This window comes from Cupriavidus sp. 86D6, from assembly GCF_057815095.1.
In genome coordinates this window covers 234,594-260,514 of record NZ_JBYPSB010000002.1, presented here as the reverse complement: position 1 = coordinate 260,514, position 25,921 = coordinate 234,594, and the positions used below count along the sequence as shown (strand labels likewise).

Annotated in this window: 27 protein-coding genes; 19 read left to right on the top strand and 8 right to left on the bottom strand. The window is 66.9% G+C overall.

Annotated elements, in window-relative coordinates; all coding sequences use genetic code 11:
• The first annotated feature begins 405 nt into the window (after positions 1–405).
• The 3 genes from AC3G88_RS06240 to AC3G88_RS06230 are packed head-to-tail and all read left to right on the top strand — an operon-like array spanning position 406 to position 3,199.
• Positions 406–1,233, top strand: coding sequence for a sensor histidine kinase (locus AC3G88_RS06240; protein WP_488770958.1), 828 nt, complete (start codon positions 406–408; stop codon positions 1,231–1,233).
• A 23-nt stretch (positions 1,234–1,256) separates the two neighbouring features.
• The gene (locus tag AC3G88_RS06235) at positions 1,257–2,306 is read left to right on the top strand and encodes a LysR family transcriptional regulator (protein WP_488770956.1); all 1,050 of its coding nucleotides are present in this window, start codon (positions 1,257–1,259) and stop codon (positions 2,304–2,306) included.
• Positions 2,303–3,199 (top strand): DMT family transporter, encoded by an 897-nt coding sequence (locus AC3G88_RS06230; protein WP_488770955.1) that lies wholly within the window; start codon positions 2,303–2,305, stop codon positions 3,197–3,199. The genes AC3G88_RS06235 and AC3G88_RS06230 overlap by 4 nt, the downstream gene beginning before the upstream one ends.
• A gap of 100 nt (positions 3,200–3,299) precedes the next feature.
• Here AC3G88_RS06230 and sodB read toward each other — a convergent pair whose 3' ends face one another.
• Both sodB and xseA read right to left on the bottom strand, forming a co-directional pair.
• Entirely contained in the window at positions 3,300–3,878 is a 579-nt protein-coding gene (gene sodB / locus AC3G88_RS06225) for a superoxide dismutase [Fe] (protein ID WP_066739371.1), read from the bottom strand.
• 184 nt (positions 3,879–4,062) lie between these two features.
• Positions 4,063–5,448 (bottom strand): exodeoxyribonuclease VII large subunit, encoded by a 1,386-nt coding sequence (gene xseA / locus AC3G88_RS06220; RefSeq protein ID WP_488770954.1) that lies wholly within the window; start codon positions 5,446–5,448, stop codon positions 4,063–4,065.
• 1,006 nt (positions 5,449–6,454) lie between these two features.
• Between xseA and AC3G88_RS06215 the strand changes: the two genes are divergently transcribed.
• The 7 genes from AC3G88_RS06215 (at position 6,455) to AC3G88_RS06185 (ending at position 11,817) form a co-directional block, all read left to right on the top strand.
• Positions 6,455–7,075 carry a MotA/TolQ/ExbB proton channel family protein gene (locus tag AC3G88_RS06215; RefSeq protein ID WP_400395938.1) on the top strand — a complete coding sequence of 207 codons (621 nt, stop codon included), beginning with the start codon at positions 6,455–6,457 and terminating at the stop codon, positions 7,073–7,075.
• A gap of 18 nt (positions 7,076–7,093) precedes the next feature.
• The gene (locus tag AC3G88_RS06210) at positions 7,094–7,525 is read left to right on the top strand and encodes an ExbD/TolR family protein (protein WP_400395937.1); all 432 of its coding nucleotides are present in this window, start codon (positions 7,094–7,096) and stop codon (positions 7,523–7,525) included.
• A 128-nt stretch (positions 7,526–7,653) separates the two neighbouring features.
• A complete protein-coding gene (gene lpxK / locus AC3G88_RS06205; protein WP_153946656.1) occupies positions 7,654–8,769 on the top strand; it encodes a tetraacyldisaccharide 4'-kinase in 1,116 nt (371 codons plus the stop codon).
• The gene (locus AC3G88_RS06200) at positions 8,750–8,950 is read left to right on the top strand and encodes a Trm112 family protein (protein WP_153946655.1); all 201 of its coding nucleotides are present in this window, start codon (positions 8,750–8,752) and stop codon (positions 8,948–8,950) included. Before lpxK ends, AC3G88_RS06200 begins: the two co-directional genes overlap by 20 nt.
• Positions 8,951–8,994: 44 nt before the next feature.
• Entirely contained in the window at positions 8,995–9,804 is an 810-nt protein-coding gene (gene kdsB / locus AC3G88_RS06195) for a 3-deoxy-manno-octulosonate cytidylyltransferase (RefSeq protein ID WP_488893239.1), read from the top strand.
• Positions 9,805–10,202: 398 nt separating this feature from the next.
• Positions 10,203–10,868 carry an adenylate kinase gene (gene adk, locus AC3G88_RS06190; RefSeq protein ID WP_488770952.1) on the top strand — a complete coding sequence of 222 codons (666 nt, stop codon included), beginning with the start codon at positions 10,203–10,205 and terminating at the stop codon, positions 10,866–10,868.
• Positions 10,869–11,058: 190 nt separating this feature from the next.
• Positions 11,059–11,817, top strand: a complete 759-nt coding sequence (locus AC3G88_RS06185) for a 3-hydroxyacyl-CoA dehydrogenase (RefSeq protein ID WP_066739379.1) — start codon at positions 11,059–11,061, stop codon at positions 11,815–11,817.
• A 12-nt stretch (positions 11,818–11,829) separates the two neighbouring features.
• On the opposite strand, the gene AC3G88_RS06180 is transcribed toward AC3G88_RS06185, so the two are convergent.
• A complete protein-coding gene (locus AC3G88_RS06180) occupies positions 11,830–12,624 on the bottom strand; it encodes a helix-turn-helix transcriptional regulator (RefSeq protein ID WP_488770950.1) in 795 nt (264 codons plus the stop codon).
• A 132-nt stretch (positions 12,625–12,756) separates the two neighbouring features.
• Here AC3G88_RS06180 and AC3G88_RS06175 point away from each other — a divergent pair, with 132 nt between their 5' ends.
• Positions 12,757–13,527, top strand: a complete 771-nt coding sequence (locus AC3G88_RS06175) for a class I SAM-dependent methyltransferase (protein WP_488770948.1) — start codon at positions 12,757–12,759, stop codon at positions 13,525–13,527.
• A 36-nt stretch (positions 13,528–13,563) separates the two neighbouring features.
• On the opposite strand, the gene AC3G88_RS06170 is transcribed toward AC3G88_RS06175, so the two are convergent.
• Positions 13,564–14,469 carry a LysR family transcriptional regulator gene (locus AC3G88_RS06170; RefSeq protein WP_400393042.1) on the bottom strand — a complete coding sequence of 302 codons (906 nt, stop codon included), beginning with the start codon at positions 14,467–14,469 and terminating at the stop codon, positions 13,564–13,566.
• 94 nt (positions 14,470–14,563) lie between these two features.
• Here AC3G88_RS06170 and AC3G88_RS06165 point away from each other — a divergent pair, with 94 nt between their 5' ends.
• Positions 14,564–15,589, top strand: coding sequence for a bile acid:sodium symporter family protein (locus AC3G88_RS06165; protein WP_153946648.1), 1,026 nt, complete (start codon positions 14,564–14,566; stop codon positions 15,587–15,589).
• A 66-nt stretch (positions 15,590–15,655) separates the two neighbouring features.
• On the opposite strand, the gene AC3G88_RS06160 is transcribed toward AC3G88_RS06165, so the two are convergent.
• Both AC3G88_RS06160 and tsaE read right to left on the bottom strand, forming a co-directional pair.
• Positions 15,656–17,167 (bottom strand): N-acetylmuramoyl-L-alanine amidase, encoded by a 1,512-nt coding sequence (locus AC3G88_RS06160; RefSeq protein WP_488770946.1) that lies wholly within the window; start codon positions 17,165–17,167, stop codon positions 15,656–15,658.
• A complete protein-coding gene (gene tsaE, locus AC3G88_RS06155; RefSeq protein ID WP_488770944.1) occupies positions 17,161–17,694 on the bottom strand; it encodes a tRNA (adenosine(37)-N6)-threonylcarbamoyltransferase complex ATPase subunit type 1 TsaE in 534 nt (177 codons plus the stop codon). The genes AC3G88_RS06160 and tsaE overlap by 7 nt, the downstream gene beginning before the upstream one ends.
• Positions 17,695–17,710: 16 nt before the next feature.
• Between tsaE and queG the strand changes: the two genes are divergently transcribed.
• Entirely contained in the window at positions 17,711–18,904 is a 1,194-nt protein-coding gene (gene queG / locus AC3G88_RS06150; RefSeq protein ID WP_488770942.1) for a tRNA epoxyqueuosine(34) reductase QueG, read from the top strand.
• Positions 18,905–18,950: 46 nt separating this feature from the next.
• Here queG and AC3G88_RS06145 read toward each other — a convergent pair whose 3' ends face one another.
• Positions 18,951–19,844 carry an AEC family transporter gene (locus AC3G88_RS06145; RefSeq protein WP_488770940.1) on the bottom strand — a complete coding sequence of 298 codons (894 nt, stop codon included), beginning with the start codon at positions 19,842–19,844 and terminating at the stop codon, positions 18,951–18,953.
• Between the two features lie 153 nt (positions 19,845–19,997).
• Between AC3G88_RS06145 and AC3G88_RS06140 the strand changes: the two genes are divergently transcribed.
• The 6 genes from AC3G88_RS06140 to plsY all read left to right on the top strand — a co-directional run bounded on the left by AC3G88_RS06140 (position 19,998) and on the right by plsY (position 24,603).
• Positions 19,998–20,615 carry a chalcone isomerase family protein gene (locus AC3G88_RS06140; RefSeq protein ID WP_400393052.1) on the top strand — a complete coding sequence of 206 codons (618 nt, stop codon included), beginning with the start codon at positions 19,998–20,000 and terminating at the stop codon, positions 20,613–20,615.
• A 105-nt stretch (positions 20,616–20,720) separates the two neighbouring features.
• Entirely contained in the window at positions 20,721–21,710 is a 990-nt protein-coding gene (locus AC3G88_RS06135) for a tripartite tricarboxylate transporter substrate binding protein BugE (protein ID WP_488770937.1), read from the top strand.
• A gap of 270 nt (positions 21,711–21,980) precedes the next feature.
• The gene (locus AC3G88_RS06130) at positions 21,981–22,460 is read left to right on the top strand and encodes a methylated-DNA--[protein]-cysteine S-methyltransferase (RefSeq protein WP_488770935.1); all 480 of its coding nucleotides are present in this window, start codon (positions 21,981–21,983) and stop codon (positions 22,458–22,460) included.
• Positions 22,457–23,365 carry a site-specific tyrosine recombinase XerD gene (xerD, locus tag AC3G88_RS06125; RefSeq protein WP_488770933.1) on the top strand — a complete coding sequence of 303 codons (909 nt, stop codon included), beginning with the start codon at positions 22,457–22,459 and terminating at the stop codon, positions 23,363–23,365. The genes AC3G88_RS06130 and xerD overlap by 4 nt, the downstream gene beginning before the upstream one ends.
• A gap of 22 nt (positions 23,366–23,387) precedes the next feature.
• Entirely contained in the window at positions 23,388–23,879 is a 492-nt protein-coding gene (locus tag AC3G88_RS06120) for an aminoacyl-tRNA deacylase (RefSeq protein WP_488770931.1), read from the top strand.
• A gap of 115 nt (positions 23,880–23,994) precedes the next feature.
• The gene (gene plsY / locus AC3G88_RS06115) at positions 23,995–24,603 is read left to right on the top strand and encodes a glycerol-3-phosphate 1-O-acyltransferase PlsY (protein WP_153946639.1); all 609 of its coding nucleotides are present in this window, start codon (positions 23,995–23,997) and stop codon (positions 24,601–24,603) included.
• Between the two features lie 6 nt (positions 24,604–24,609).
• Here the strand turns inward: plsY and AC3G88_RS06110 are convergent, their stop codons facing one another.
• On the bottom strand, positions 24,610–25,893 hold the full coding sequence (locus tag AC3G88_RS06110; protein WP_488770929.1) for an ATP-binding protein: 1,284 nt from the start codon (positions 25,891–25,893) through the stop codon (positions 24,610–24,612).
• Positions 25,894–25,921 lie beyond the last annotated feature (28 nt).

Here is a 25,921-nt window from a genome sequence, read left to right as displayed (position 1 = left end):
GATGGGGCGCGCCGGCGGCACGGCCGTTTCACCGCCGGCACACCCGGGACGATGCGCGTGAGCGTTGGCAAGGCGGTCATGGTTCGTCTCCTCCCGTGTGTCGCGGGCTCGGTGTCACGTATGGGACCTGGCCGGCGCCCGGGCATGGGCCGGGCATCCCCGCGACGGCTCGGGCCGGCGGGGTCGTGGCGGCAAGGCAAGTTGGGCGCGAGTCTAGGGAGTGCGAGGGCCCGTCACAAGCCCGCGCCCCGCGCAGGGCTGTTTCCACAAATGCACCAATTGCACAGGACGTTTGCCCGACGTGCCGGGAGCGGCCGGCAGTCTGGCAGAAAAAACGGGAACGCTGTCATTTACGGTCAATTCACCGGTTATTAACATCAAGTCCAGGTCGGCAAGGGGGTGGGCATGAGTGCCGGCGGTCATATCGACAGCGAGAAGGACATGACGGAACCAGTTCGCGGCGCCCCGGCGTGCAGGGGCGACCATGGACACGTGCGCCTGCAGGCGCCGTCCGTGCACGCGGACCGGCTGGCGCTACTGGGTCGGTGCGTGGCAATGGTCGTCCACGACGCCGTGCAGCCGGTGGCCTCGGTGGTGACACGGGGCCAGTCGGCGCTGCGCTGGCTGCGACACGACCCGCCCGACGTGGAGGCGGCCATCGCGTCGCTCGAACGCCTGGTGGCCGACGCGCAGCGCGCGGGCACGCTGCTGGGCCATCTCAGGGCGCTGGCATCGCCCGTCGTACGGCCACGGCAGCCGGTGCTGCTCCACGCGGTGCTGCGCGACACGCTGCACTGGCTCGACGACGACCTGCGGCGTGAAGGTATCCACGTGACGGCGAACGCGCGCCACGATGACATCGTCGTCATGGCCGAACCCGCGGCACTGCAGCAACTGTTCGGCAACCTGATCGTCAACGCAATGGAAGCCATGGCCGAAACGCCAAGACAGGGCCGCCAACTGACCGTGGATCTGTCGGCGGACGGCCACGATGCGGTGGTGGCCATCCGCGACCGGGGTTGCGGCATCGCGGCCGACGACCTGCCGCGCCTGTTCGACGCGTTCCATACCACCAAGGACCATGGGCTGGGCGTCGGGCTGGCCATCTGCCATCGCATCGTGACCGACCACGGCGGCAGCATCCGCGCGCAAAGCCGCCCCGAAGGCGGCGCGTGCTTCGAAATTCGCCTGCCCCGGCAGGATCAAACGGCTTCCCGCGCGGCACCAAGGTAGCGCCGGGAAGCGCAGGGGAAATCATGAAACCGATACAACCGGCCGACGCGCCGGACCGCAATTTCAGGCTCAGCCTGCCAAACCGCGCCGACGCACTATCGACCAGCTTTGCCGCCAGCTACGCCGGCATCATGGCATTCATGGCCGTGGCCAGCGAAGGCAGCTTCGCCAAGGCCGGCGAGCGCCTGGGCATCGGCCGCTCGGCGGTCAGCCGCAACGTACAGAAGCTGGAAACCCAGTTGAGCACGCGGCTGTTCCTGCGCACCACGCGCACCACGCAGCTCACGCGCGAAGGCCAACGCTTCTTCGAAAACTGCCATCAGGGCGTCACGCATATCGTGGAGGCCATGAATGACATGCTGGAACTGCGCCAGGGCCCGCCACGCGGCCTGGTGCGCATCAGTGCCACCGTGGGGTTCGGCCGCAAGATCGTGGCGCCGCTGCTCGACAAGTTCGTCCAGCTCTACCCGGACATCGCCATCGACCTGTTGCTGGACGACCGGCCCACGGACTTCGCGTCGGAACAGATCGACGTCGCCTTCCGCAACGGGCGGATCGAGGATTCGAGCATCATCGCCAAACAGCTCATCCCGATGCAGATGGCGCTGTGCGCCGCGCCGTCTTACGTGGCCCGCCACGGGCTGCCGCAGACGCTGGACGACCTGCCGCAGCACGAATGCATCAACTTCCGCTTTTCCAGCGGGCGCATCTTCGAATGGGAGTTCAAGGCCGACGGCATCGTACGCAAGTTCCTGCCCCGCGCGCGCATGACGTTCAACGACGCCGACCTGGTGCTGCACGCGGTGCTGGCGGGTTGGGGTGTCGCGCAGATGGCCGGCTACCAGATCTGCGACCACATCGCTCGTGGGGAACTGTTGGTGGCGCTTGCGCGCCATGCGCCCGACGATCGGGGCCACTACATCTGCTACCTGAGCCGCCAGCATCTGCCCACGCGCATCCGCGTGTTTATCGATTTCATGACCGAGCAGATCCGCGCCATGAAGCTGAACTGCCTGACGGACTTCAACGTGGCGGACGACTGCGAAGGCACCGCCCTGGGAGCGGCGGCATGAGGCTCGCCGCATGGCTGTGCGCCGCCGGCGCGATCCTGCTCTGGGCGTCGTTTGCAACGCTGGTGTCCCACGCACCCGACGTACCGCCGCTACTGCTGACGGGCCTGGCGCTGTGCCTGGGCAGCGCGACCTGCCTGCACCGCGTACGCGAGTGGCGTGTGCCCCCGCGCACGCTGGCGTTCGGCGTGACGTGCCTGTTCGTGTACAACGCGGGCCTGGTCATGGCGTTCAGGCTGGCGCCGATTGCCCACGCCAACCTGATCAACTACCTGTGGCCGTTGATCCTGGTGCTGCTTGGCACCACGGTCTGGCGCGGCATCGACGGCATCACCAAGGTCGCCGGCGCGCTATGTGGCTTTGGGGGCTGCATCGTTGCCATCACGGCGGGATCGGGCGCCGGCGCATTCGGCGCGGACGCAGGCGGGCCGGACGGCACGCACATGGCAGGCTATGCGCTGGCGCTGCTGGCCGCCATCGTCTGGGCGGTCTATTCGCTGGGCGCGCGTTGGCTGCCGCCGTTCTCGTCGTGGGCCGTCGGCGGCTTCTGCCTGGGGGCCGGGCTGCTGGCCATTGCCAGTCACCTGCTGATCGAGCCGCGCTTCGTGCCATCGGCCAGCGACCTGGCGTGGGTCGCGGCGATCGGGCTGGGGCCGCTAGGCATCTCGTTCGTGCTGTGGGACTACGCCATGCGGCATGGCAACGCCGCGCAGATCGGCATCCTCGGCTACGGCACACCCGTGTTGTCGATGCTGTGCCTGGCGCTGGCCGGCAAGGTCACCGACCGCGACGGGTCGATGATCTTTCTGGCCTGTGCGCTGATCGTGGCAGGCGTGACGCTGGCGTCGATGGGGCCCGTGGCATGGCGGCGCACGGGCTGGGCGCGCGAACCGTAACCCTGCGCGCCGTTCCGAGCGCAAAAGAAAAAGCCCCGGAATTTCCGGGGCTCTTTGCTGGGGACTGCACCTGGCCGCCTGATGCGGCCAGCGCAGGCGCTCAGGCGAAGTTCTTCGAAGCGAAGTCCCAGTTCACGACGTTCCAGAATGCCTCGACATACTTCGGACGGGCATTGCGGTAGTCGATGTAGTAGGCGTGTTCCCACACGTCGCAGGTCAGCAGCGGCTTGGCGTCGGTGGTCAGCGGCGTGGCGGCGTTCGAGGTGGACACCAGGTCCAGCGAGCCGTCGGTCTTCTTGACCAGCCAGGCCCAGCCCGAACCGAAGGTGCCAACGGCCGTCTTCGTGAATTCTTCCTTGAACTTGTCGAACGAACCGAACTTGGCGTTGATCGCGTCAGCCAGGGCACCGGTCGGCTGGCCGCCGCCGTTCGGCTTCATCGATTCCCAGTAGAACGTGTGGTTCCACACCTGGGCAGCGTTGTTGAAGATGCCGCCCGACGACTTCTTGACGATCTCTTCCAGCGAAGCGTTCTCGAACTCGGTGCCCTTGATCAGGTTGTTCAGGTTCGTGACGTACGTCTGGTGGTGCTTGTCATGATGGAACTCCAGGGTCTCCTTGGAGATGTGCGGAGCCAGGGCGTCATGCGCGTACGGGAGAGGAGGGAGCGTGTGTTCCATTGTTCTGTCTCTACGGTTTTGGTGGGGAGAATGGCCGATTGTAGGTGACTTGCCAGACCCGCGCAAACGGCCCCGGAAAGCCCCCTGACCTCATGTTAGTTTCCCCTGCGGCCGCTCAGGGAAAGCCATTGCAATCGACTGAGAATCAGTCGCAACCAGGGCGGCCAGCGCGCCTCGGAAACCCTCAGAACGCCGCCAGTTTGGCCTGTACATTGGCGATTTCCAGGTCCGCCGTGCCGTCCGCCAGATGCGCCTCGACAATGCTGCCGGCGCGCAGGTCGCTGGGCGACCGCAGCGCCCGCCCGCGATTGTCGAGCAGCACCGCGTACCCCCGTTCCAGCGTGCGCTGCGGGGCCAGCAGTTCCAGCGCCCCGGCCGCGCGTGCCAGCCGCTGTGTTTCACGTTCATGACGGCGTTCCAGCGCGGCGTCCATGCGCGCCGCCATACGGTCCAGCGCCGCCTGTGCCGCACCGGTATCCGGCCGGCAGGCCCGCCAGCGCATGGCCAGCACGTCATGCCGATGGCGCTGCGCGGACACCGTATCGCGCAGTGCCGCACGCAAGTGTCGGGCCAGATTGTCGACCTGCGCGCGCCGTTCCTGCACTTGCGCCTGCGGGCTGCGCAACTGGCGCGACAGCCACTGCAGATGCTGCGCGCGACGTTCGAGCTGACGGTCCATGCACTGCGCCAGCGCCTCGCGGGCGCGGCGGGCGGCCTGCAGCAGATGCGCGCGGTCCGGACTGACCATTTCGGCTGCGCCGGTCGGCGTGGGGGCGCGGACATCGGCCACGAAATCGGCAATCGTGAAATCGGTTTCGTGACCCACCCCGGACACCACCGGTACGCGGCTGCGCGCGATGGCCTGCGCCACCACTTCCTCGTTGAACGACCACAGGTCCTCGATACTGCCGCCGCCGCGACACAGGATCAGCACATCGCATTCGTCGCGTGCGCTGGCCGTATCGAGCATGGCCGCGATCTTGTCCGCCGCGCCGGCGCCCTGGACCGGCACGGGGTATACGATCACGTTGACGTGGGGCGCACGCCGCTGCAGCGTGGTCAGTACGTCGCGCATCGCGGCGGCCTGCAACGACGTGATCACGCCGATGGTGCGCGGATGCGACGCGATCGGCCGCTTGCGTGCGGGATCGAACAGACCCGCCTGTGCAAGTTTTTCCTTGAGCCGCAGGAACGCTTCGTAGAGATTGCCCAGGCCGGCGCGGCGCATGGCTTCCACGCCCAGCTGCAGTTCGCCGCGCGCCTCGTACATCGACACCACGGCGCGCACTTCGACGGCCTCGCCCTCGCGCGGCGCGAAGTCCACGTGCTGGTTACGTCCCCGGAACATCACGCAGCGGATCTGCGCGCGGGCATCCTTGAGCGAGAAATACCAGTGGCCGCTGGCCGCCCGGGTGAAGTTCGAAATCTCTCCCCTGACCCAGGCCAGAGGAAAGCTGCGTTCGAGCACGCCGGCAATCGCATGGTTGAGTTCGCTGACCGGAATCACGTCGCGCGTGCGCGAGGGCGGCTGAGACGGCGCAAAACGCGAAAGGTTCTCGTTCTCTGGCATGGTGCACAACCGCGCAGGCGGCGTGAGATGGACATGTCCACAGCATAACCGCTATGTCAAGAGGCACCGGGCAGTCCCCCTGTGTTCGCCGGCAGTCCGCATGAGTCGGTACAAGCTATTGATTCGCTTGAGGTTTCTGGCGGGACCAAAAAACAGGCAATGTAAGAGAAAGCCTTACGCGTCAACCACTTAGAAAATCGGGCCGGCGCTTGTTCACAAAGTTATCCACAGAAGCTTTGGATAATGGATTTGTCAAGGGTCTGGCCTGTGGACAACGTATACTTTGCGCATCGAAGCGCGCTGTGGCAACGCATGCGCGAGCGGGAAGTCGACCGTGCCGCACGGCACGCTTGGGCACCAGGACTGCCCATTTTTTAGGCAGAGACGTATACCGTCATATGGATCAAGGGGTTAGCCGGCTTCTCCCGGCCTTATCCACAACCGATCCACAATCCTGTCCTGTGCGGATGTGGAAAGTTAACGGCCCTTAGGCGGACAGCAACGGGTGCGCGCCGCGCCAAAGCGTTGACCGTTTTTTAGGCACAACAACGCTTTCCCTTTCCGGTCAATGGGTTAGCGCCACTCTTCGACGGCTTTCCACAGCCGATCCACAACACTGTCCCGCCAGCGTGTGGAAAGCTGCGACGGAAACGCCCGATGGCGCTGGTCGAACTGACAAACCCCATCGATTCCGTGTGCTTTGCCCTTACTGCACAAAAAACAGGCAATAGGCCAGCAATTCTTTCAAATCAACGGGTTAGCCCGTTTTTCCGAAGGCTTTCCACAAGTGGTCCACAATGCTGTCCCGCGTCAGTGTGGAAAGCCGCAGACAGCGGCATCCCACGCGGCTTGCCGGGCTGGCCGGGAGCGGGTTAGAGTGGCGCCTGCAATTTTTCGAGCATTGCCGGTGCGCACGGGAGCCAGCGCGCATCAAAGGCTGCCGCGCAGGTTGTCGTCACGCCGTCCATTTCGGGTCTGTCGCTTTCGTAGAATTTCGGGGGTCCACGTGTTTTCCATCATTCAAGCGGCCGGCTGGCCGATCTGGCCGCTGCTGCTGGCCTCGGTCATTGCGCTCGCGCTGATCGTCGAACGCTTCGTTTCCCTCAAGCGCAGCAAGATCCTGCCGCCGAAGCTGTACGAGGAGGCGCTCTCCGCCGCCCAGCAGCGCAAGGCCACGCCCGAGGTCGTCAACAATCTCGAAAAGAACTCCCCGCTGGGCCGCGTGCTGGCCGCCGGCCTGCGCCATGTGGTGCTGCAGCCGCAAACGTCGCGCGACGCCGCCAAGGACGTGGTGGAAGAAGCCGGCCGCATCGTGGCGCACGACCTGGAACGCTACCTGAACGCACTGGGCACGATTGCCTCGGTGGCGCCGCTGATGGGCCTGCTGGGCACGGTGATCGGCATGATCGAGATCTTCGGCAACCAGGGCGGCACGGGGGCCAACCCCGAGCAGCTGGCGCACGGCATCTCGGTGGCGCTCTACAACACGGCCTTCGGCCTGATCGTGGCGATTCCGGCCCTGATCTTCTGGCGCTACTTCCGGCGCCTGGTGGACGACTACGTGGCCGAGCTCGAATTCCGCGCCACCGCGTTCCTGGACGCCATCCTGCCGCAGCGCAGGGCCTGACGCGGCCGGGAGCACGCCATGCGTTTCCGTTCCCGCCAGCGGCGCGAGGAGCCGGAGATCAACCTGATCCCGCTCATCGACGTGCTGCTCGTGATCCTGATCTTCCTGATGATCACGACCACGTACTCGCGCTTTACCGAACTGCAGATCCAGCTGCCCACGGCCGATGCCGACCGCGCGCAGCAACACCCGACCGAGATCGTCGTATCGGTGTCGGCGCGCGGGGTCTACTCCGTCAACAAGCACGTGCTGGAGCAGAAGGACGTCACCAGCCTGGCCGACCAGTTGCGCAGCGCCGCCGGCCCGGCCGGCAGCGGGCAGCAGCCGGTGGTCATCGTCAATGCCGATGCCCAGGCCACCCACCAGGCCGTCATCAACGTGATGGAAGCGGCCCGCGTGGCGGGCCTGTCGCGCCTGACCTTCGCCACGCAGACCGCGCAGCAACGCTGACCCCCGCACCGGGCACGCAGGGCCGGACGGGCGGCAAACTTGCCGCATGCGCTGCGCAATGCCCATAATGTCTGCATCGGGCCGATGCCACCCCAGGGTGGCATCGCCTTTTTCCATCCGTCCCGCTCATGCCCGCTCCCCGACACGCCCTTGCCGACTTCGTCACCGCCCAGTGGCAGCGCCGCGGCTGGTTCGCCTGGCTGATGTGGCCGCTGTCGCTGCTGTTCGGGCTGATCGCGCGCATCCGGCGCCACGGCTACCGCCAGGGCTGGTTTCAGTCGACGCGCCTGCCGATGCCGGTGATCGTGGTCGGCAACGTGACGGTGGGCGGCACCGGCAAGACGCCGGCCGTGATCGCCCTGGCCCATGCGCTGTGCGAGGCCGGGCTGCGCCCCGGCGTGGTATCGCGGGGCTACGGCGTGGCACTGAAGCACCCGCGCCGGGTCAAGCCGACCTCGAAGGCCGTGGACGTGGGCGACGAACCGCTGCTGATCGCGCGTGCCACCGATGTGCCCGTCTGGGTGTTCCCCGACCGCGCGTTGTGCGCGCAGACGATGCTGGTGTCGCATCCGGGCGTGAACGTGCTGCTGCTCGACGACGGGCTGCAGCATTACCGGCTGCAGCGCGACTTCGAGATCGTCATGTTCGATGCACGGATGGGCGGCAACGGCATGCTGTTGCCGGCCGGGCCGCTGCGCGAGCCGCTGAGCCGGCCGCGAGACGCCACGCTGATCAACGACCCGAACTTCAAGGCCACGCCGGACAAGCCCGACGTCTATGGAATGCGGCTGGAGCTCGATGACGCCTGGCAGCTCAACGACCCCACCATGGCGCGCCCGGTCGCGCAGTTCGCGGGCAAGCGCGTGCTGGCCGCGGCCGGCATCGGCAATCCGGAACGGTTCTTTGCCAGCCTGCGCCGCGCGGGCCTGACGCCCACGGCGACGATGCCGCTGCCCGACCACTACGATTTTGCCGACGACCCGTTCGCCGGCAACGACGATGCGCTCCATGCGGACGTGATCCTGATCACCGAGAAGGATGCCGTAAAATGCGAGCGTTTTGACGACCCGAGGATCTGGGTCGTCCCCACCACGCCCGTGATCGACGCGGGCCTGATCGACAAAATCCGGCGCGTCGTACTGGCGCGCAACCCGGCCGTCGCCACCCCCGTTACCACGGGGCAATCCTCCGGCGCGGCGACCGGACTCGACAAGGAACACCAGGATGGACAACCGGCTGCTTGAAATCCTCGTCTGCCCGCTGTGCAAGGGCAAGCTGGAGTACGACCGCGCCGCCCAGGAACTGATCTGCCACGCCGACAAGCTGGCCTACCCGATCCGCGACGGCATCCCGGTCATGCTGGCCGACGAAGCGCGCCAGTCGGTACCGGGCCGCGTGGTGCCCGTGGAACCGTCCGACCACTGAGCGGACCCCCGCGCCACCCGCGTCGGCGCGATCCGGCAATCATCATGAGCATTCCCGCATTTACCGTCGTCATTCCGGCGCGCCTGGCTTCCACCCGGCTGCCGAACAAGCCGCTGGCCGATATTGGCGGCCATCCGATGATCGTGCGCGTGGCCGAACGCGCGCACGCGTCGTCGGCGCAACGCACCGTGGTGGCCACCGATGCGCCCGACGTGGCGGCCGCCTGCGCCGCGCGCGGCGTGGAGGCCGTGATCACGCGCGCCGACCATCCGTCGGGCACGGACCGTCTGTCTGAAGTTGCCGCCCAGCTGGGCCTGGCGGACGACGCCATCGTGGTCAACGTGCAGGGCGACGAGCCGCTGATCGATCCGAACCTGATCGACGAGGTGGCGCTGCACCTGGCCGCGCACCCCGATTGCGCGATCGCCACGGCCGCGCATCCGCTGGACGATGTGGCCGAGGTCTTCAATCCCAACGTCGTGAAAGTGGTGTGCGACAACGCGGGCCGCGCGCTGTACTTCTCGCGCGCGCCGATTCCATGGGCACGCGACGCCTGGGCCGCCGTGCCGACGCAGCCGGCCGCCACCGCGCAGGTGCCGATGCCGGCCATGCCCGTGCTGCGCCATATCGGCATCTACGCCTATCGTGCCGGCTTCCTGCGGCGATTCCCGACGCTGGCGATCTCGCCGGTCGAACAGGTGGAGGCGCTGGAACAGCTGCGCGCCATGTGGCATGGCGAACGTATTAGCGTGATGGTGACGGCTGCGGCGCCAGCGCCGGGCGTGGACACGCCGGCCGATCTGGAGCGCGTGCGCGCGCTCTGGGCGCAGGGCATGGCACAGGACGGTCCCTGAGCATCACTCGGCCGGTGCCGTAGACCCCGGTTTCCCGCTGGAGTTCATACTGCTGCAACCTGGACGAAGGCCGAACCGGCATTGCCCATGGCATAATGCCTGCCGATACAGAGCCCGCAGCCGTGCGCGACACGGCGGCAAAGGCTCGGTGGGGAGATAAAGATCGAGCCGCCCGGATGCGCGCCGCTGGCCAGTCGCCGCGAATTGCAGGACTTTCGCACGACAGCCGGACGACGCCGCGCTTCGGGCGCCGCGCATGAGCGGACGCCGGCATATGCCTTGACCTTCACGTAGCGACGTCGAGGCATGGCCGGACGTAAGTCCCGCGTCAAGTTGCAGCGGTACCCTCCTTCCATAGATCCCGCCAGACCGAATTCAAATACCTTGAGGACCCGTAAATGCGTTTGATCCTGTTGGGCGCGCCTGGCGCCGGCAAAGGCACGCAAGCCAAGTTCATCTGCGAGAAGTTCGGCATTCCGCAAATCTCCACCGGCGACATGCTGCGCGCCGCGGTGAAGGCCGGTACGCCGCTGGGCATCGAAGCCAAGAAGGTGATGGACGCGGGCGGACTGGTGTCGGATGACATCATTATCGGCCTCGTGAAGGACCGTCTTAAGCAGCCGGACTGCGCAAAGGGCTATCTGTTCGACGGATTCCCGCGCACGATTCCGCAGGCCGAGGCCATGAAGGAAGCCGGCGTGGCCATCGACTACGTGCTGGAAATCGACGTGCCGTTCGATGCCATCATCGAGCGCATGAGCGGCCGCCGTGTCCACGTGGCGTCGGGCCGTACCTACCATGTGCGCTACAACCCGCCGAAGGTGGACAACGTCGACGACGAAACCGGCGAACCGCTGATCCAGCGCGACGACGACAAGGAAGAGACCGTGCGCAAGCGCCTGGAAGTCTATTCGCAGCAGACCCGCCCGCTGGTGGACTACTACTCGGACTGGGCCACCAAGGGTGACGCTTCGGCCAAGGTTGCGCCGCCGCAGTATCGCAAGATCTCGGGCGTGGGCGACGTGGACAAGATCACGGCAAGCGTGTTCGAGGCGCTGAAGTAAGCCGCTGAAGTCAGCCGCCCTGCGCTGCAGGACACCGGAAACGGCCCAGGCATTCCTGGGCCGTTCTTGTTTTTGGGGCTGACCCGGCTTACGTGAGGCGGCGGTTTACGTTAACGTAAACGGCAGCAATGCGCGGCACTCAACTTGCGGCACCCGGATCGCCGCATTTCAAGAACAAGGAGACAGACCGATGGACATCCAGGGCAACGTATTCATTGTTACCGGCGGCGCGTCGGGGCTGGGCGCGGGCACCGCGCGCATGCTGGCGCAGGCGGGCGGCAAGGTCGTGATCGCCGACCTCAACGAGGCGGCCGGCACGGCGCTGGCCCAGGAACTGGGCGGCCAGTACGTGAAGTGCGATGTCACGTCCGAGGCCGATGGCCAGGCCGTGGTCGATGCGGCCCGCAAGCTCGGCCGGCTGTCGGGCCTGGTCAACTGCGCCGGCATTGCGGTGGCCGCCAAGACCGTGGGCAAGAATGGCCCGCATCCACTCGACGCGTTCGAGAAGACCATCCGCGTGAACCTGATCGGCACGTTCAACATGATCCGGTTGGCGGCGGCGGCGATGGTGGAAAACACGCCCGATGCCGAAGGCGAGCGCGGCGTGATCATCAATACGGCGTCGGTGGCGGCCTTCGATGGCCAGATCGGCCAGGCGGCCTATGCGGCGTCCAAGGGTGGCGTGGTGGGCATGACGCTGGCCATCGCCCGCGATCTGGCCCGCGACGGCGTGCGCTGCATGACCATCGCGCCGGGGCTGTTCGAAACGCCGATGTTGCTGGGCATGCCGCCCGAAGTGCAGGACGCGCTGGGCAAGATGGTGCCGTTCCCGCCCCGCCTGGGCCGTCCGACGGAATTCGCCAAGCTGGCACAGGCCATTATCGGCAACACGATGATGAACGGCGAAGTGATCCGCCTGGACGGCGCGATCCGCATGCAGCCGAAGTAAGGCAACCCCGGCCTACGCCGGCGGCAGCAGCATCGCCAGCATCAAGCCCGGCACGGCTGGCGGCACCAGCGTCAGCTGCTCCAGATAGATCAGGCCGTGCGCGGGATGATGAAAGCCGCGCCGGCCGCCCTGCCGTTCCTCGACATCCTGCGACCGCCAGGCGTTGGCAAATGCCGGACTGTCCGCCATCAACTGCTCCACCAGCCCGCGCGTGGGCGGGTCTTCCGCATGGCGCAGGCTGTGCACGCGAAATTCCGCCACCAGCCGCGCCGCCCGGTGCGGCCAGTCTTCCACCAGCGTCTGCAGGCCGGGCGACAGGAACATGGCCCGCAACAGATTGCGCTCGGTGCTGGCGTCGTCGAGCCATCCCACGAACAGATCGGCCGCAGCATCGTTCCAGGCCAGGGCGGTCCACTGCCGATCGAGCAGATAAGCCGGTGCCGCAATCGCCTGCACGCTGGCCAGCAGCGCCGGGGGGACCATCGGCTCGGCGTCGTGCCGGGGCTCGGGCTTGCCGGCCAGCGCAAACAGATAGGCGCGTTCCGCGCGCGACAGGCGCAGGGCCTGCGCCAGGCTTTCCAGCGCACGCACCGACATCGCCACCGGACGCCCCTGCTCCAGCCACGTGACCCACGTGGCGCTGAGCCCGGCCAGTTGGGCCACTTCCTCGCGGCGCAGACCCGGCGTGCGGCGCCGCCGGCCAGGTGGCAGGCCGACATCGGCCGGGTTCAGCCGTTCGCGATGATTGCGCAGGAAGGCACCCAGTTCGGATTCGCGTGAGGGGGCGGGAAGGGGCTCGACGGACATGGCTGGTGGCGCTTATACCAGGATAAAAGAGTGACTTGTACCGGGAAAACACCGCGTCTACAGTACGTGAACCCCCGGGCCCGGGCAATCCCCCCTTCCTTTCATCCTTCCAAAAAGAACGAGGCACCCCTCATGCAACAGCAGGAACTCGTCGCCGCCCAGTTCGGCGCCACCGCCAGTGCATATCTCACCAGCACCGTCCACGCCCAGGGCGCGGATCTGGAACAACTCAGGCAGGCGCTGGCACACCTGAAGCCCGTGGCGCACAGCCGCGTGCTCGACCTGGGCTGCGGCGCCGGCCATGCCAGCTTTGCCGCCGCAACGGTTGCCAACGAAGTGGTGGCTTACGACCTGTCGGCCGACATGCTCGAGGTCGTGGCCGGCGCCGCCCGGGACCGTGGCCTGTCCAATATCACCACCCGGCAAGGCGCCGCCGAACGGCTGCCGTTTGACGATGCCAGCTTCTGCGCCGTGGTCTCCCGCATGAGCGCGCATCACTGGCGCGACGTGCCGGCCGCGCTGCGCGAAATCCGCCGCGTGCTCAAGCCCAACGGCAAGGTGGTGCTGATCGATATCGTCGGCGCCGAAGACCCGCTCTGCGATACCTGGTTGCAATCGGTGGAACTGCTGCGCGATCCGTCGCATATCCGCGATTACACGCCGGTGGGCTGGGCGCGGCTGTTCGGGCAGGCGGGATTCGAGGTAGAGGTGTCGCCGGTGTGGCGCATCGAGATCGAATTCCAGAGCTGGGTGGCCCGCATGCGCACGCCCGAGGTAGCGCAGGCGGCCATCCGCCACCTGTGGGACAAGGCGCCAGCCGAAGTGCGCGACCGCTACCGCGTGCAGGCCGATGGCAGCTTCGCGCTGGAGGCCGCGCTGGTCACGGCCGTGCCGGCGCGCTGATGCCCGGCAGCTTCGGAACGATGGCGGCCTGGTGACTTAGTCAGTCACCACTTCTGCCGGAATCGGCATGGTCTGGACCATTTCCCAGACCGCGGCGGCGGCCGGCGACAGCGATCTGTCTTCGCGCCGCACCATGACGATGCGGCGTTCCTCGCGCGGGGTCAGCGGCCGGGACACCAGCGGCGACGCCGCCGGCAACGGCAGCGAGAACGACGGCAGCACCGAAGCACCGATCCCCGCCTCCACCATCCCGAACACGCTGGCCGAGTGGCCCAGTTCCTGTACCACCTGGGGCGCCACGCCGTGGCGCGCCAGAATGCGGTCGATCAGCGGCCGGCTGCCCGACGCAAAGTCCAGCAGCACCAGGCGCTCGCCGTGCAGGGCGCTCCAGGGCACGGAATCGGCGCCGGCCAACGGATGGTCGCGCCGGCATACGAAGCAGAACGGATCGGTGGCCAGGGGTGCAATCGTCAGCCCTTCCCGTGCCAGCGGATCGATCAGCACGCCGAAGTCCACCGCCCCGGCCCGGATCTGTTCGAGCCCGTCGGCCTGCACGTTGTCGCGTACAAACAACCGGATCTCGGGGTACCGGCTGGCGCAGGCCGCCACATACATCGGCATCAGCCGCGCCGAAATGGTCGGCGCGCTGGCTATCACCACCCTCCCCCGATAGCGCTCACCTAACTGCCGGGTTTCTTCGAGCGTGTCGTCGAGCTGGCCCAAAAGTCGCTCCAATGCCGGGACCAACGCGGTGCCGGCGTCAGTCAGCACCACTTCACGCGTGGTGCGGTCCAGCAAACGGACGCCAAGCGCCTCTTCCAGTTCGGCCACACCCCGGCTGACGGCCGGCTGGGTAAGGCCGACGGCATCCGCGGCCCGGCTGAAACTGCCGTGCGCCGCCACCGCAAGAAAGACCCGTAACTGCCGGAGTGTGTAATTCATGCAACTAAAAAATGAATAAATACGATAAATGAATTTGCATTCTAAGCAAGACAAGCGTCCAATACCAAGCGGAAACCCTTACGCACTATCCCCAATGGCTACCCTTCTCGCCCCTTTCAAAAAGATCTACGACCTGATTGACGGGTTCGTCCTCATCATGCTGTGTGCGATCGGCATTGCGCTGGTGGCACCGGAGATTGGCGCCGGCAATGGCCCGCTGCATCTCGGCATCGTCACCAGCCTGGGTGTCGCGCTGGTGTTTTTCCTGCACGGCGCCGCATTGTCGCGCGACAAGCTCGTGGCCGGGGCCAAGCACTGGCGCCTGCACGTCTTCGTGCAGTCGTTCACGTACATCGTGTTTCCGATCGTGGGTGTACTGCTGATGCTGTCGCTGCGCAACACGCTGCCGGCTGAACTGCTGCTTGGCGTGTTCTACCTGTGCGCGCTGCCGTCCACGGTATCGTCGTCGGTAGCCATGACGTCGATGGCGCGCGGCAATGTGCCGGGCGCCATCTTCAACGCCACCATCTCGGGCCTGATCGGCATGGCGCTGACCCCGCTGCTGATGGGCCTCGTGATCAGCGCCAGCGGTGCCTCGATGCCGCTGGGCCGCGCGCTGACGGGCGTGGCGCTGCAACTGCTGCTGCCGTTTGCACTGGGCCAGGCATTCCGCCCGCTGATCGGCAACTGGCTGGCCAGGAAGAAGCAGATCACCAACAAGATTGACCGGGGCGTGATCGTGCTGATCGTATATTCGTCGTTCTGCGATGCCACCGCCGCCGGCCTGTGGCACCAGTACTCCTGGCAGACCATTGGCGCGGTGATGGGTATCGCCGCCGTGATGCTGTTCGTGATCCTGGGCACCACCACGTTCACGGCGCGTCGCCTGGGCTTCTCGGTCGAGGACGAAATCACGGCCGTGTTCTGCGGCTCGAAGAAGAGCCTGGCCAACGGCATCCCGATGGCCAAGATCCTGTTTGCCGGCCATCCGGCGCTGGGCCTGCTGGTGCTGCCGCTGATGGTCTACCACCAGCTGCAACTGATCGTCTGCTCGGTCATCGCCGCGCGCTATGCCAGCCGCGACGAAGTCAAGGAAGCCCGCAACGCGGTGCGCGCCTGATCGTAGCTCGTCCAGTCCAACAAAAAACGGCGCTTCGGCGCCGTTATTTTGTTGAGATGCGGCGTGTTACACCGACGGATTCCTCGACAGCGGCGGGTTCTTGGCGAAATACGCCTTGATACCGCGCAGAATCGCATTGGCCAGTTGCTCCTGGTGTGCGTCGTCGTTGAGCTTGCGCTCCTCTTCCGGATTGGAAATGAACGCGGTCTCGATCAGGATCGACGGGATATCGGGCGCCTTCAGCACGGCAAACCCGGCCTGCTCGACGCTGCCCTTGTGCAGCCGGTTGATGCCGCCGATTTCCTGCAGCACCGACTTGCCCACCTGCATGCTGTCGTTGATCTGCGCCGTGGTGGACAGGTCCAGCAGCACGCGCGACACCTGGGCGTCCTTGTTGCCCATGTTGGTGCCGCCGATCAGGTCGGCATTGTTTTCCTTGTTGGCCAGCCAGCGCGCGGCCGAACTCGACGCGCCGCGCTCGGACAGCGCGAACACCGACGCGCCGCGCGCCTCCGGCGACACGAAGGCATCGGCGTGGATCGACACGAACAGGTCGGCCTGCACGCGGCGCGCCTTCTGCACGCGCACGTTCAGCGGCACGAAGAAGTCCGAATCGCGCGTCATCATGGCGCGCATATTGGGCTCCGAATCGATCTTCTTGCGCAGGCGCGAGGCAATCTGCAGCACCACGTCCTTCTCGCGCGACCCGGCCGCGCCAATGGCGCCCGGATCTTCGCCGCCGTGGCCGGGGTCCAGCGCCACGGTCAGCAGCCGGCGCATCTTGAACTGGCTGGGCGGCGGCACATTGGTCTGGGCGATCGGCGGCGGCACGGGCGGCGCGGCCGGCTTGTCCACCGTGGACGGCGCCGACGGCTTCGGCTTCACGGCAGCGATGGCGGGCGGCGGGGCCGTGGTGGCCGGCGGCAGCTGGCCGCGGTCCTCGAACTTGCGAACGATGGCGCCGATGGCGTCTTCCTCGGCCCCGGCGGGCGCGCCGGCAACCGGGGCGTCACTGCCCGCGGGCGGCGTGGTCGAGGCAAAACGGCGCTGCTTGTCTTCGGTGTCGCGCACGAGCTTCCAGAGCGGATCGGGCGGATTGACCGGATACAGGTCGAACACAAGCCGGTTCTTGTACTCGGCAATCGGCAGCAGCGTGAACACCTGCGGAGACACGTCTTCCTTCAGGTCGAACACCATCCGCACCACGCGCGGCCGGTTCTGGCCCACCCGTACCGACTGGATATAGGGATCGTTCGGCGTGATCTTGGCGACCAGCTCGCGCAACGTGGGCGAGAGGTCCAGGCCATCGATGTCCACCACCAGGCGGTCCGGGTTGCGGATCATCTGGTGGACGGCCACGAGCTTCTCGTCCGATTCGATCGTGACGCGGGTGTAATCCTCGGCGGGCCAGACACGCACGGCAACGATGCCGGCGCCAAAGGCGATCTGCGGGCCGCACAGCGACAGCACCACCGTCCCGGCGCCGGCCTTCAGGGCCTGCGCCATCCATTTGCGGCGGGCCTGGAGCAGTCCGTCGGGTCCATCGGGTCGGTCGGTGGCAAGTCGTTTGATCAGCATGCGTTCAGCAGGGTAAGTCCAGTGGGAGTATAGGCGCGCAGCGTTGCCATGCGGCGATCCGCGCCATCTTCATTCCCATTAACGGCAATTTGTGGCACGCGGTTGTCCGATTGGAGCAACACGTGCAGGTCGGGTTCCCCAAGCAGGCGTCCGGCTTTCTCCGGCCACTCCACCAGGTTGAACGCAGGCTCGGCAAAACAGTCGCGAAAACCGGCGTCGATCCATTCCTCGGGATCGGCAAAGCGGTACAGGTCGAAGTGGTAGACGGTCAGCGGCGAGCCGTCGGCGCGCTGCACGTCGTACGGCTCGCACAACGTGTAGGTGGGGCTGCGGACCTTGCCGGCATGCCCCAGCGCACGCAGCACGGCGCGCGTCAGTGTGGTCTTGCCCGCGCCAAGGTCTCCGGACAGCTGGACATGCACCGTGCGCGGCGGCATGTGGCGCACCGCGCCGGCCAGCGCCGCGCCAAACCGTTCGGTGGCGATTTCGTCGGGCAGCGGCAGGATGCGTTCTTCGAGCAGGGGCATTGCGTACAATTCAGGGATGATCGACCGTGCAGTACCCGCCCCGACCCCCGCGCAACGCGCGCATCCCGCAGAAGATTCCGCTCCGGCGCGCCCAGATTCCGCCTCCGTCACCACGGACGTGGACCTGGCATCGCTGGCGGCGTCCCTGCGCGGCTGGGGCCGCGCGCTCGGATTCGACGACATCCGTATCGCCGATGTCGATCTGCGGCACGCCGAGGCGGGCCTGCTGGCGTGGTTGCAGGCGGGCTACCACGGCGACATGGATTATATGGCCAACCACGGCGCAAAGCGCGCCCGGCCGCATGAACTGGTGCCCGGCACGGTGCGCGCCATCGTCGCCCGCATGCCCTACCTGCCGGCGCAGGGGCCCGACGACTGGCGCCGCCACGAACTGGCGCGGCTCGACGATCCCGCCACCGCCGTGATCTCGCTCTATGCGCGCGGCCGCGACTATCACAAGGTGCTGCGCAACCGGCTGCAGCAGCTGGCGGCGCGCATCGAGACGGCCATCGGCCCGTTCGGCTACCGCGTGTTCACCGATTCGGCCCCGGTCATGGAAGTGGCGCTGGCCAGCCAGGGCGGCCTGGGCTGGCGCGGCAAGCACACGCTGCTGCTGGACCGCGACGGCGGGTCGATGTTCTTCCTGGGCGAGATCCTGGTCGATATCCCGCTGCCGGCGGACCCGGCAGAAGCGCCCCATTGCGGCAATTGCCGCCGCTGCATCGACATCTGTCCCACCGGGGCCATCCTGGAACCGTTCCGGCTCGATGCGCGCCGTTGTATTTCTTACCTGACGATCGAGCACAAGGGCGCGATTCCCGAGCCATTGCGCGCGCCGATGGGCAACCGGGTCTACGGCTGCGACGACTGCCAGCTGGCCTGCCCCTGGAACAAGTTCGCGCACCGGGCCACGCTGCCCGATTTCGACGTGCGCAATGGATTCGACGCCCCCGACATGGCCGACCTGTTCGGCTGGACCGAAGCCGAATTCAACCAGCGGCTCGAAGGCAGCCCGATCCGCCGCATCGGCCATGAACGCTGGCTGCGCAACCTGGCGGTGGGGCTCGGCAACAGCCTGCGCGTGGCATCGGCCAGCGATCCCGCCCTGGCCCAGCGCATTCGCGCCGCGCTACTGGCCCGGCGCGACGCCGCCACGCCGCTCGTGCGCGAGCACATCGACTGGGCCCTGGCCCAGGACACCGCCGTCTGAACCGTCTGAATGGCACGAGGGGCCTGAACCGCCTGACGCCCGAAACCTAGCTGACCAGCGACAGCCAGACCGGCGTGGTCACCACCGCCGCCACCGTCATGGCGGAAATGGTGGCGGCCACCATTGGCCCGTTGCCGCCCATGCGCACGGCCAGGATATAGGCGCTGGACGCCGTCGGCAGCGACGCATAGATGACCACGATCTGGTACTGCAGCGCGGTCAGCGGCAGGTATTTTCCGACCAGCCACGCAAAGCACGGCATGGCCAGCAGCTTCACGCCGCTCCACCAGGCCATCGGGCCGGCCGTGCCGGTGGCACCGCGCATCTGCAGGCCGGCGCCCACGGTCATCAGGCCCAGCGCGGTCGATGCCGAACCCAGGCGGCCCAGCGTCATGCCGATCACCTCGGGCGGATGCAGGCCCAGCAGGTTGGTGGCCAGGCCGACGGCCGTGGCCAGGATCAGCGGATTGCGCGCCAGTTCGCGCAGCAGCGTCGATTCGCCATGCCGCGCCAGCGCCCAGACCGCCGCCACGTTGCACAACGGCACGGTCACGCCCACCAGCAGCGCCATCAGCGCCAGCCCTTCTCCGCCACCGAGCCGCGCCGCCAGGGCCAGCCCGATATAGGAATTGAAGCGGAAAGCGGTCTGGAAGCCCGACGCGAAGTCGATCGGGGCGGGCCGCAGCACGTAGCGCACCAGATAGCCGGTGGCCATGCCGAAGACCATCGTGGCCAGCGCCAGGCCGAGCATCGCCGAGGTCGACGAGACGTCGAACTTCGCACTGTTGGTGGATTGCAACAGCAGCGCAGGGAACAGCACGAAATAGACCAGGCGTTCCACGCTGGCCCAGAACGCGCGGTCAAAGGGGGTAAATCGAACCAGCAGCCAGCCGATGAGGATCAGGCTGAAGTCCGGCACCAGCAGCAGGGCGGCAGACATGTCTCGAATGCTTTGTCGTTATCGTGGCGCCCGACGGCCGGCTTCGCGAAAAGTGAAGCCTAGGGCAGATCCGGATGGGTATTTTTTCAGAATTCCACGAACATGGCACGCTGAATCTGCCTTGCCCGCGGCTTTGCCGCCGCCTGCCGCACCATGAAGTCCACGCCGTCTTCGTTCCGCCGAGCCACGCCTGCCCGCCGCCTTGCCGTTTCGCTGTGCGCGACGCTGGCGCTCGGCCTGCTGTTGCCGTCGGTATCGGCGATGGAGATCGACGGCGTGCGATTCGACGACATGGCACGCCTGGGCGGCCGGCAGTTGTCGCTCAACGGCACGGGCCTGCGGCAGGTATTCGTGATCAAGGGCTACGCGGCCGGGCTGTACCTGCCCGAGCGGGCCCGCAACGCCACCGTGGTGCTGGGCTCGCCGGGCCCGAAGCGGCTGCAGATCCGCCCGCTGCGCGAGGTGGAATCGGCGCAGTTCGTGAAAGCCCTCAACGAGGGGCTGCGCGAGAACCACTCCGAGCTGCAGATGCAGCTGCTGTCCGAGCGCGTGACGCAGCTGGAACGCACGATGAGCCAGCTGGGCACGGCCCAGCGCGGCGACATCATCAATTTCGACTTCACGCCCAATGGCGGCACCGCCGTGACGCTGAACGGCATTCCGCGTGGCCAGGCCATTCCGGGCGAAGACTTCTACCAGGCGGTGCTGCGCATCTTCCTGGGCGAACACCCGGTGGACCGCAACCTGAAGCGCGGCCTGCTGGGCGGCTGATTCCGAAGCACGCCGGCGCACCGCCGCAACCGCTGCGGCACGCCGGTGTTTCATGACCTCCCCGGGCGCGATCCGCCCGGCTTCAACGACGGGAGACTCTCCTCAATGCAAGCTCACAAGAAAGCACTGATCCTGGCTTCGACGGTCTTCATGGCCGCCGGCTCCGTGGCATCCGTAGCACAAGCACAGAGCAACTATCCGACCAAGCCGATCCGCCTGATCATTCCGTTCGCGCCGGGTGGCACGACCGACATCGTCGGCCGCGGCGTGGCCGATCAGATGAGCCGTATCCTGGGTCAGCCGGTGGTGGTGGAAAACCGCGCCGGTGGCGGCGGCTCGATCGGCGCCGACGCCATCGCCAAGTCGGCCCCGGACGGCTACACGATCGGCATTTCCACGGTGTCGACGATGGCCGTCAACCCTGCCTGCAACCCGAAGCTGTCGTACGACCCGATCAAGGACTTCAAGCCCATCGCCAACGTGGCGAACGTGGCCAACGTGATCGCGGTGAACCCGAACTTCCCGGCCAAGGACTACAAGGAATTCCTGGCCGTGCTGAAGGCCAACCCGGGCAAGTATTCGTATGCGTCGTCGGGCACCTGCGGCTTTGGCCACATGCTGGGCGAGCAGTTCAAGGTGTCGACCAAGACGTTCATGGTGCACATTCCGTACCGTGGCGCGGGCCCGGCGCTGAACGACGTGCTGGCCGGCCAGGTGCCGATCATGGTGGACAACCTGCCCTCGTCGATGCCCTACATCAAGGCCGGCAAGCTGCGCCCGATCGTGGTGGCCTGGAACAAGCGAGTGGACGGCCTGGCCAACGTGCCGACCTTCGGCGAAATGGGCCTGAAGGAGCCGAACGACCCGGCCTGGTACGGCCTGGTGGCCCCGGCCGGCACGCCTGACGACATCATTGCCAGGCTGAACGGCGCGGTGGTCAAGGCGCTGCAGGACAAGGGCTTCGTGGAGCGCCTGCAAGCCGCCGGCGCCGAGCCGTCGGGCAACACGCCGGCCCAGCACGCCGCCGAAATCAAGAAGGAATTCGACAAGATGAAGAACCTGGTGAAGGTTCAGAACATCAAGCTGGAGCAGTAATCCGTTTGCCAGGCCCTGGTCTCCCCTCTCCCGCTTGCGGAAGAGGGGTCGGGGGAGAGGGTGAAGCGCCGGATTTCCCGGCAATTTCCGTCAAGGACCACTTCGCGTGGTCCTTCTTGTTTTGTGGTGCGGGTTCCGGCGTGGAAGGTGGCTGACGCGCCTTGCCCGCTCCCCCGCCCCTCCCCGGCGCCCGGGAGAGGGCAGAAAACCCGGGGTGTGCAAGACAAATAGGCATAAAATCCGGCCTAGCCCTCTCAACCGCCATCCTTCATGCCACATCCCTTCGATGCCGTCCTGCCCGCGCCATTCGGCAAGGTCGGCGTACGTATCGATGGCGCGCAGGTCCACGAGATCGTCTATCTGCCCGACAGCTTTGCCGAAATTGCGCCAACCAGCGCATTGACGCAGCGCGTGGCCGAGCAGCTCGCGGCCTACTACGACAACCCGGACATGGTCTTCGACCTGCCGCTGGCCACGCGCGGCACCGACTTCCAGCGCAAGGTCTGGGATGCCATCCGCGCCGTGCCGCGCGGCGGGCTGACCACCTACGGCACCATCGCCAGATCGCTGCAGAGCATGCCGCGCGCGGTGGGCCAGGCGTGCGGGCAGAACTGGTTACCGATCGTGATCCCGTGCCACCGGGTGGTGGCGGCCAACGGGCTCGGTGGCTTCGCCCATCACGGCGAGGAAGGCTTCCACCTGGGCGTCAAGCGATGGCTGCTGCGCCATGAAAGGGCGATGCTCCTATGAGCGCGGGGCTGGCCGAAGACCTGGCGCTGGTCGACCGCTTCTGCGATGCGCTGTGGCTCGAAGACGGGCTGTCGAAAAACACCATCGACGCCTATCGGCGCGATCTGGCGCTGCTGGCGCGCTGGCTGCACGAAAGCGACACCTGCGCGCTGCTGGCCGCCGACGACACGGCGCTGTCCGCCTACTTCGCGGCACGCCACGCCGCCACCCGCGCGTCGTCGGCCAACCGCCGCCTGACGGTGTTCCGCCGCTTCTACCAGTGGACGCTGCGCGAGCACATGATCGACGCCGATCCCTGCCTGCTGCTGCGCCCGGCCAAGCAGCCGCCGCGCTTTCCGAAGACGCTGTCCGAAGGCCAGGTCGAGGCGCTGCTGGAAGCCCCCGACGAGGACACCCCGCTGGGCCTGCGCGACCGCACCATGCTCGAATTGATGTATGCCAGCGGGCTGCGCGTGTCCGAGCTGACGAACATGAAGACGATCGAGATCGGGCTCAACGAAGGCGTGGCGCGCGTGGTGGGCGGCAAGGGCAACAAGGAACGGCTGGTGCCGTTTGGCGCCCAGGCCGGCGACTGGCTGCGCCGCTACCTGGCCGAAAGCCGCCCAGCGCTGCTGGCCGGCCGCGCCTGCGACGCACTGTTCGTCACCCAGCGCGGCGAAGGCATGACGCGCCAGACGTTCTGGCACCTGATCAAGAAGCATGCGCGCGAGGCCGGCATCCACGCCCCGCTGTCGCCGCATACGCTGCGGCATGCCTTTGCCACGCATCTGCTGAACCACGGCGCCGACCTGCGCGTGGTGCAGCTGCTGCTGGGCCATGCCGATATCTCCACCACGCAGATCTACACGCACGTGGCGCGCGAGCGCCTGCGCGAGCTGCACCAGCATCACCATCCGCGCGGCTGAGCCGGCGCTGACATTCCGTTCCATGAGCAAGCAGAAACACGTCTCCGAGACACCGGCCACGCAGATGCTGCGCAAGCAGAGTGTGGCGTTCGGCGAGCATACCTACGACTATGTCGACCACGGCGGCACCGGCGAATCGTCGCGCCAGCTTGGCGTGCCCGAGCACAATGTGGTGAAGACGCTGGTGATGGAGGACGAGGCCGCCAGGCCGATGATCGTGCTGATGCATGGCGACTGCTCGGTATCGACCAAGAACCTGGCGCGGCAGATCGGCGCCAAGAGCGTGCAGCCGTGCAAGCCCGAGGTGGCCCAGCGCCACAGCGGCTACATGGTGGGCGGCACATCGCCGTTCGGCACGAAGAAGCGCATGCCGGTCTACGTGGAAGGCACCGTGCTGGCGCTGGACACTATCTATATCAACGGCGGACGGCGCGGCTACCTGATCAGCATCGCGCCGGGCGTGCTGACCGATCTGCTGGACGCCAGGCCGGTGGCTTGCGCGTTGCCCGACTGATGGCGACCAGGCCACCCGCCCGATTGCCGGACGCTGGGGAAACCACGGCGTGCGCCGGCGCCGTGCCGCGCTACAATCGCGCCAGCCTGAAATTCCTTGTCTTTATTCCCACACAATGGTCAACCTGATATTTGCCGTCATCGCCTACCTGATCGGATCGGTGTCGTTCGCCGTGGTGGTCAGCAAGGTCATGGGCCTGCCCGATCCGCACAGCTACGGCTCCGGCAACCCCGGCGCCACCAACGTGCTGCGCACCGGCAACAAGAAGGCCGCGATCCTGACGCTGATCGGCGATGGCCTGAAGGGCTATGTGGCGATCATGCTGGTCAAGCACCTGGGCCCGGGCTACGGCGTGGACGATACCGGCATCGCGCTGGCCGCGCTGGCCGTGTTCCTGGGCCACCTGTTCCCGGTATTCCACCGCTTCGCGGGCGGCAAGGGCGTGGCCACCGCCGCGGGCATCCTGTTCGCGATCGACCCGCTGCTGGGCGCCGGCACGCTGGCCAGCTGGCTCATCATCGCGTTCTTCTTCCGCTATTCGTCGCTGGCCGCCCTGGTGGCCGCGATCTTCGCGCCGTTCTTCTACGTGCTGATGTTCGGCGTGGATATCATTGCCGGCGCCGTGCTGGTCATCGGCATCCTGCTGATTGCCCGCCACCGTAGCAATATCGCCAAACTGCTGGCCGGCAAGGAAAGCCGGATCGGGGAAAAGAAGAAGGTTTGAGCGCGATCAGGCCGCCTGGGCCATCGCCGTGAACGGGAACACCATCTCCACGCGCAGGCCGCCTTCGTCGCGGTTGCTGATCGTCAGCCTGCCGCCGCCCTGCCGGACCAGACGGTCGACAATCGCCAGGCCCAGCCCGGAATGCGCATTGCCGCCGCGTGCCGGGTCGAGCCGCACGAACGGCATGGTCACACGCTCGATGGCGTCGGCCGGGATGCCCGGGCCCTGGTCTTCCACGGTCAGGCACCAGCCCTCGGTGGTGCGCGACGTCGCCACATAGACCGGCGGGGCCCCGTAGGCATACGCGTTGTCCACCAGATTGCCGATGATGCGGTCCAGCTGGGTGGCGATCATGCGGAAGCCGTCGCCGGCGGTCAGTTCCAGCACCACCTGCCTGTCCTGCTCCTGCAGCGACGCCGCCAGTTCTCCAATGCGCTTGTCCACCGGCACCGGCCGGGCCGTGGACTCGCTGCTCTGCGCAAAGGTCAGGAACTGCTCCACGATGGCCGACATCGAGTCCACGTCGCGCGTCACACCGGCCGCCGCCTTGGGATCCGACAGCATCTCGGCCCGCAGGCGCAGCCGCGCCAGCGGCGTCTTCAGGTCGTGCGCGATGCCGGCCAGCATCGTGTTGCGCTCCTGGTCGATACGGAACAGGTCGGCCACCATGCGATTGAAACGCACGATCAGCTGGCGCAACTCGTGCGGCCCGCGCTCGCGCAGCGGCGGCACGGCCTGCTGGCGCGACAGCTTTTCGGCCGCCTCGGCCATATCGCGCACCGGGCGCTGGATCTGCCACGCCACGAACAGCGCGAAGACGATGGCCACCCCTACCACCAGCACCACGCCCGGAATCAGCCTGTTGTCGGGCGGCGGGTTATGCACGAACAGGATCGGCATGGCGATCCAGCGATTGCGGTTGGGCAGCTTGATCCAGAGCCGGGGCGTGGACAGTTCGTCCTCCAGCCGCACTTCGGAGCCCGGCGGCAGGCGGCGCGTGAACTGGTCCACCAGGCGGCGCGGCCGCCCCCCTTGCGGGCGGCCGGCGTGCTCGTCCGCCGCGGCGGTATCGGCCACTTCGACCAGGCTCGGCAGCGGCACGGGCGGCCTGGCGTCGAGGGCGCGCTGGATGCTGTCCAGCTGGAACAGCATCTGCTCGACCGAATAGTCGATCTGCTGCTGGCGCCGATCCATGCGCAGGATGGCAAGCCACGAGAAGTGGCTGATCATCAGCACGGCGGCGATCAGCAGCGCCATGCGGCCGAACAGGGTGTCGATTCTTAGCTTCATGCCTTGGCTTCATGCGGAGGCTCCGTGA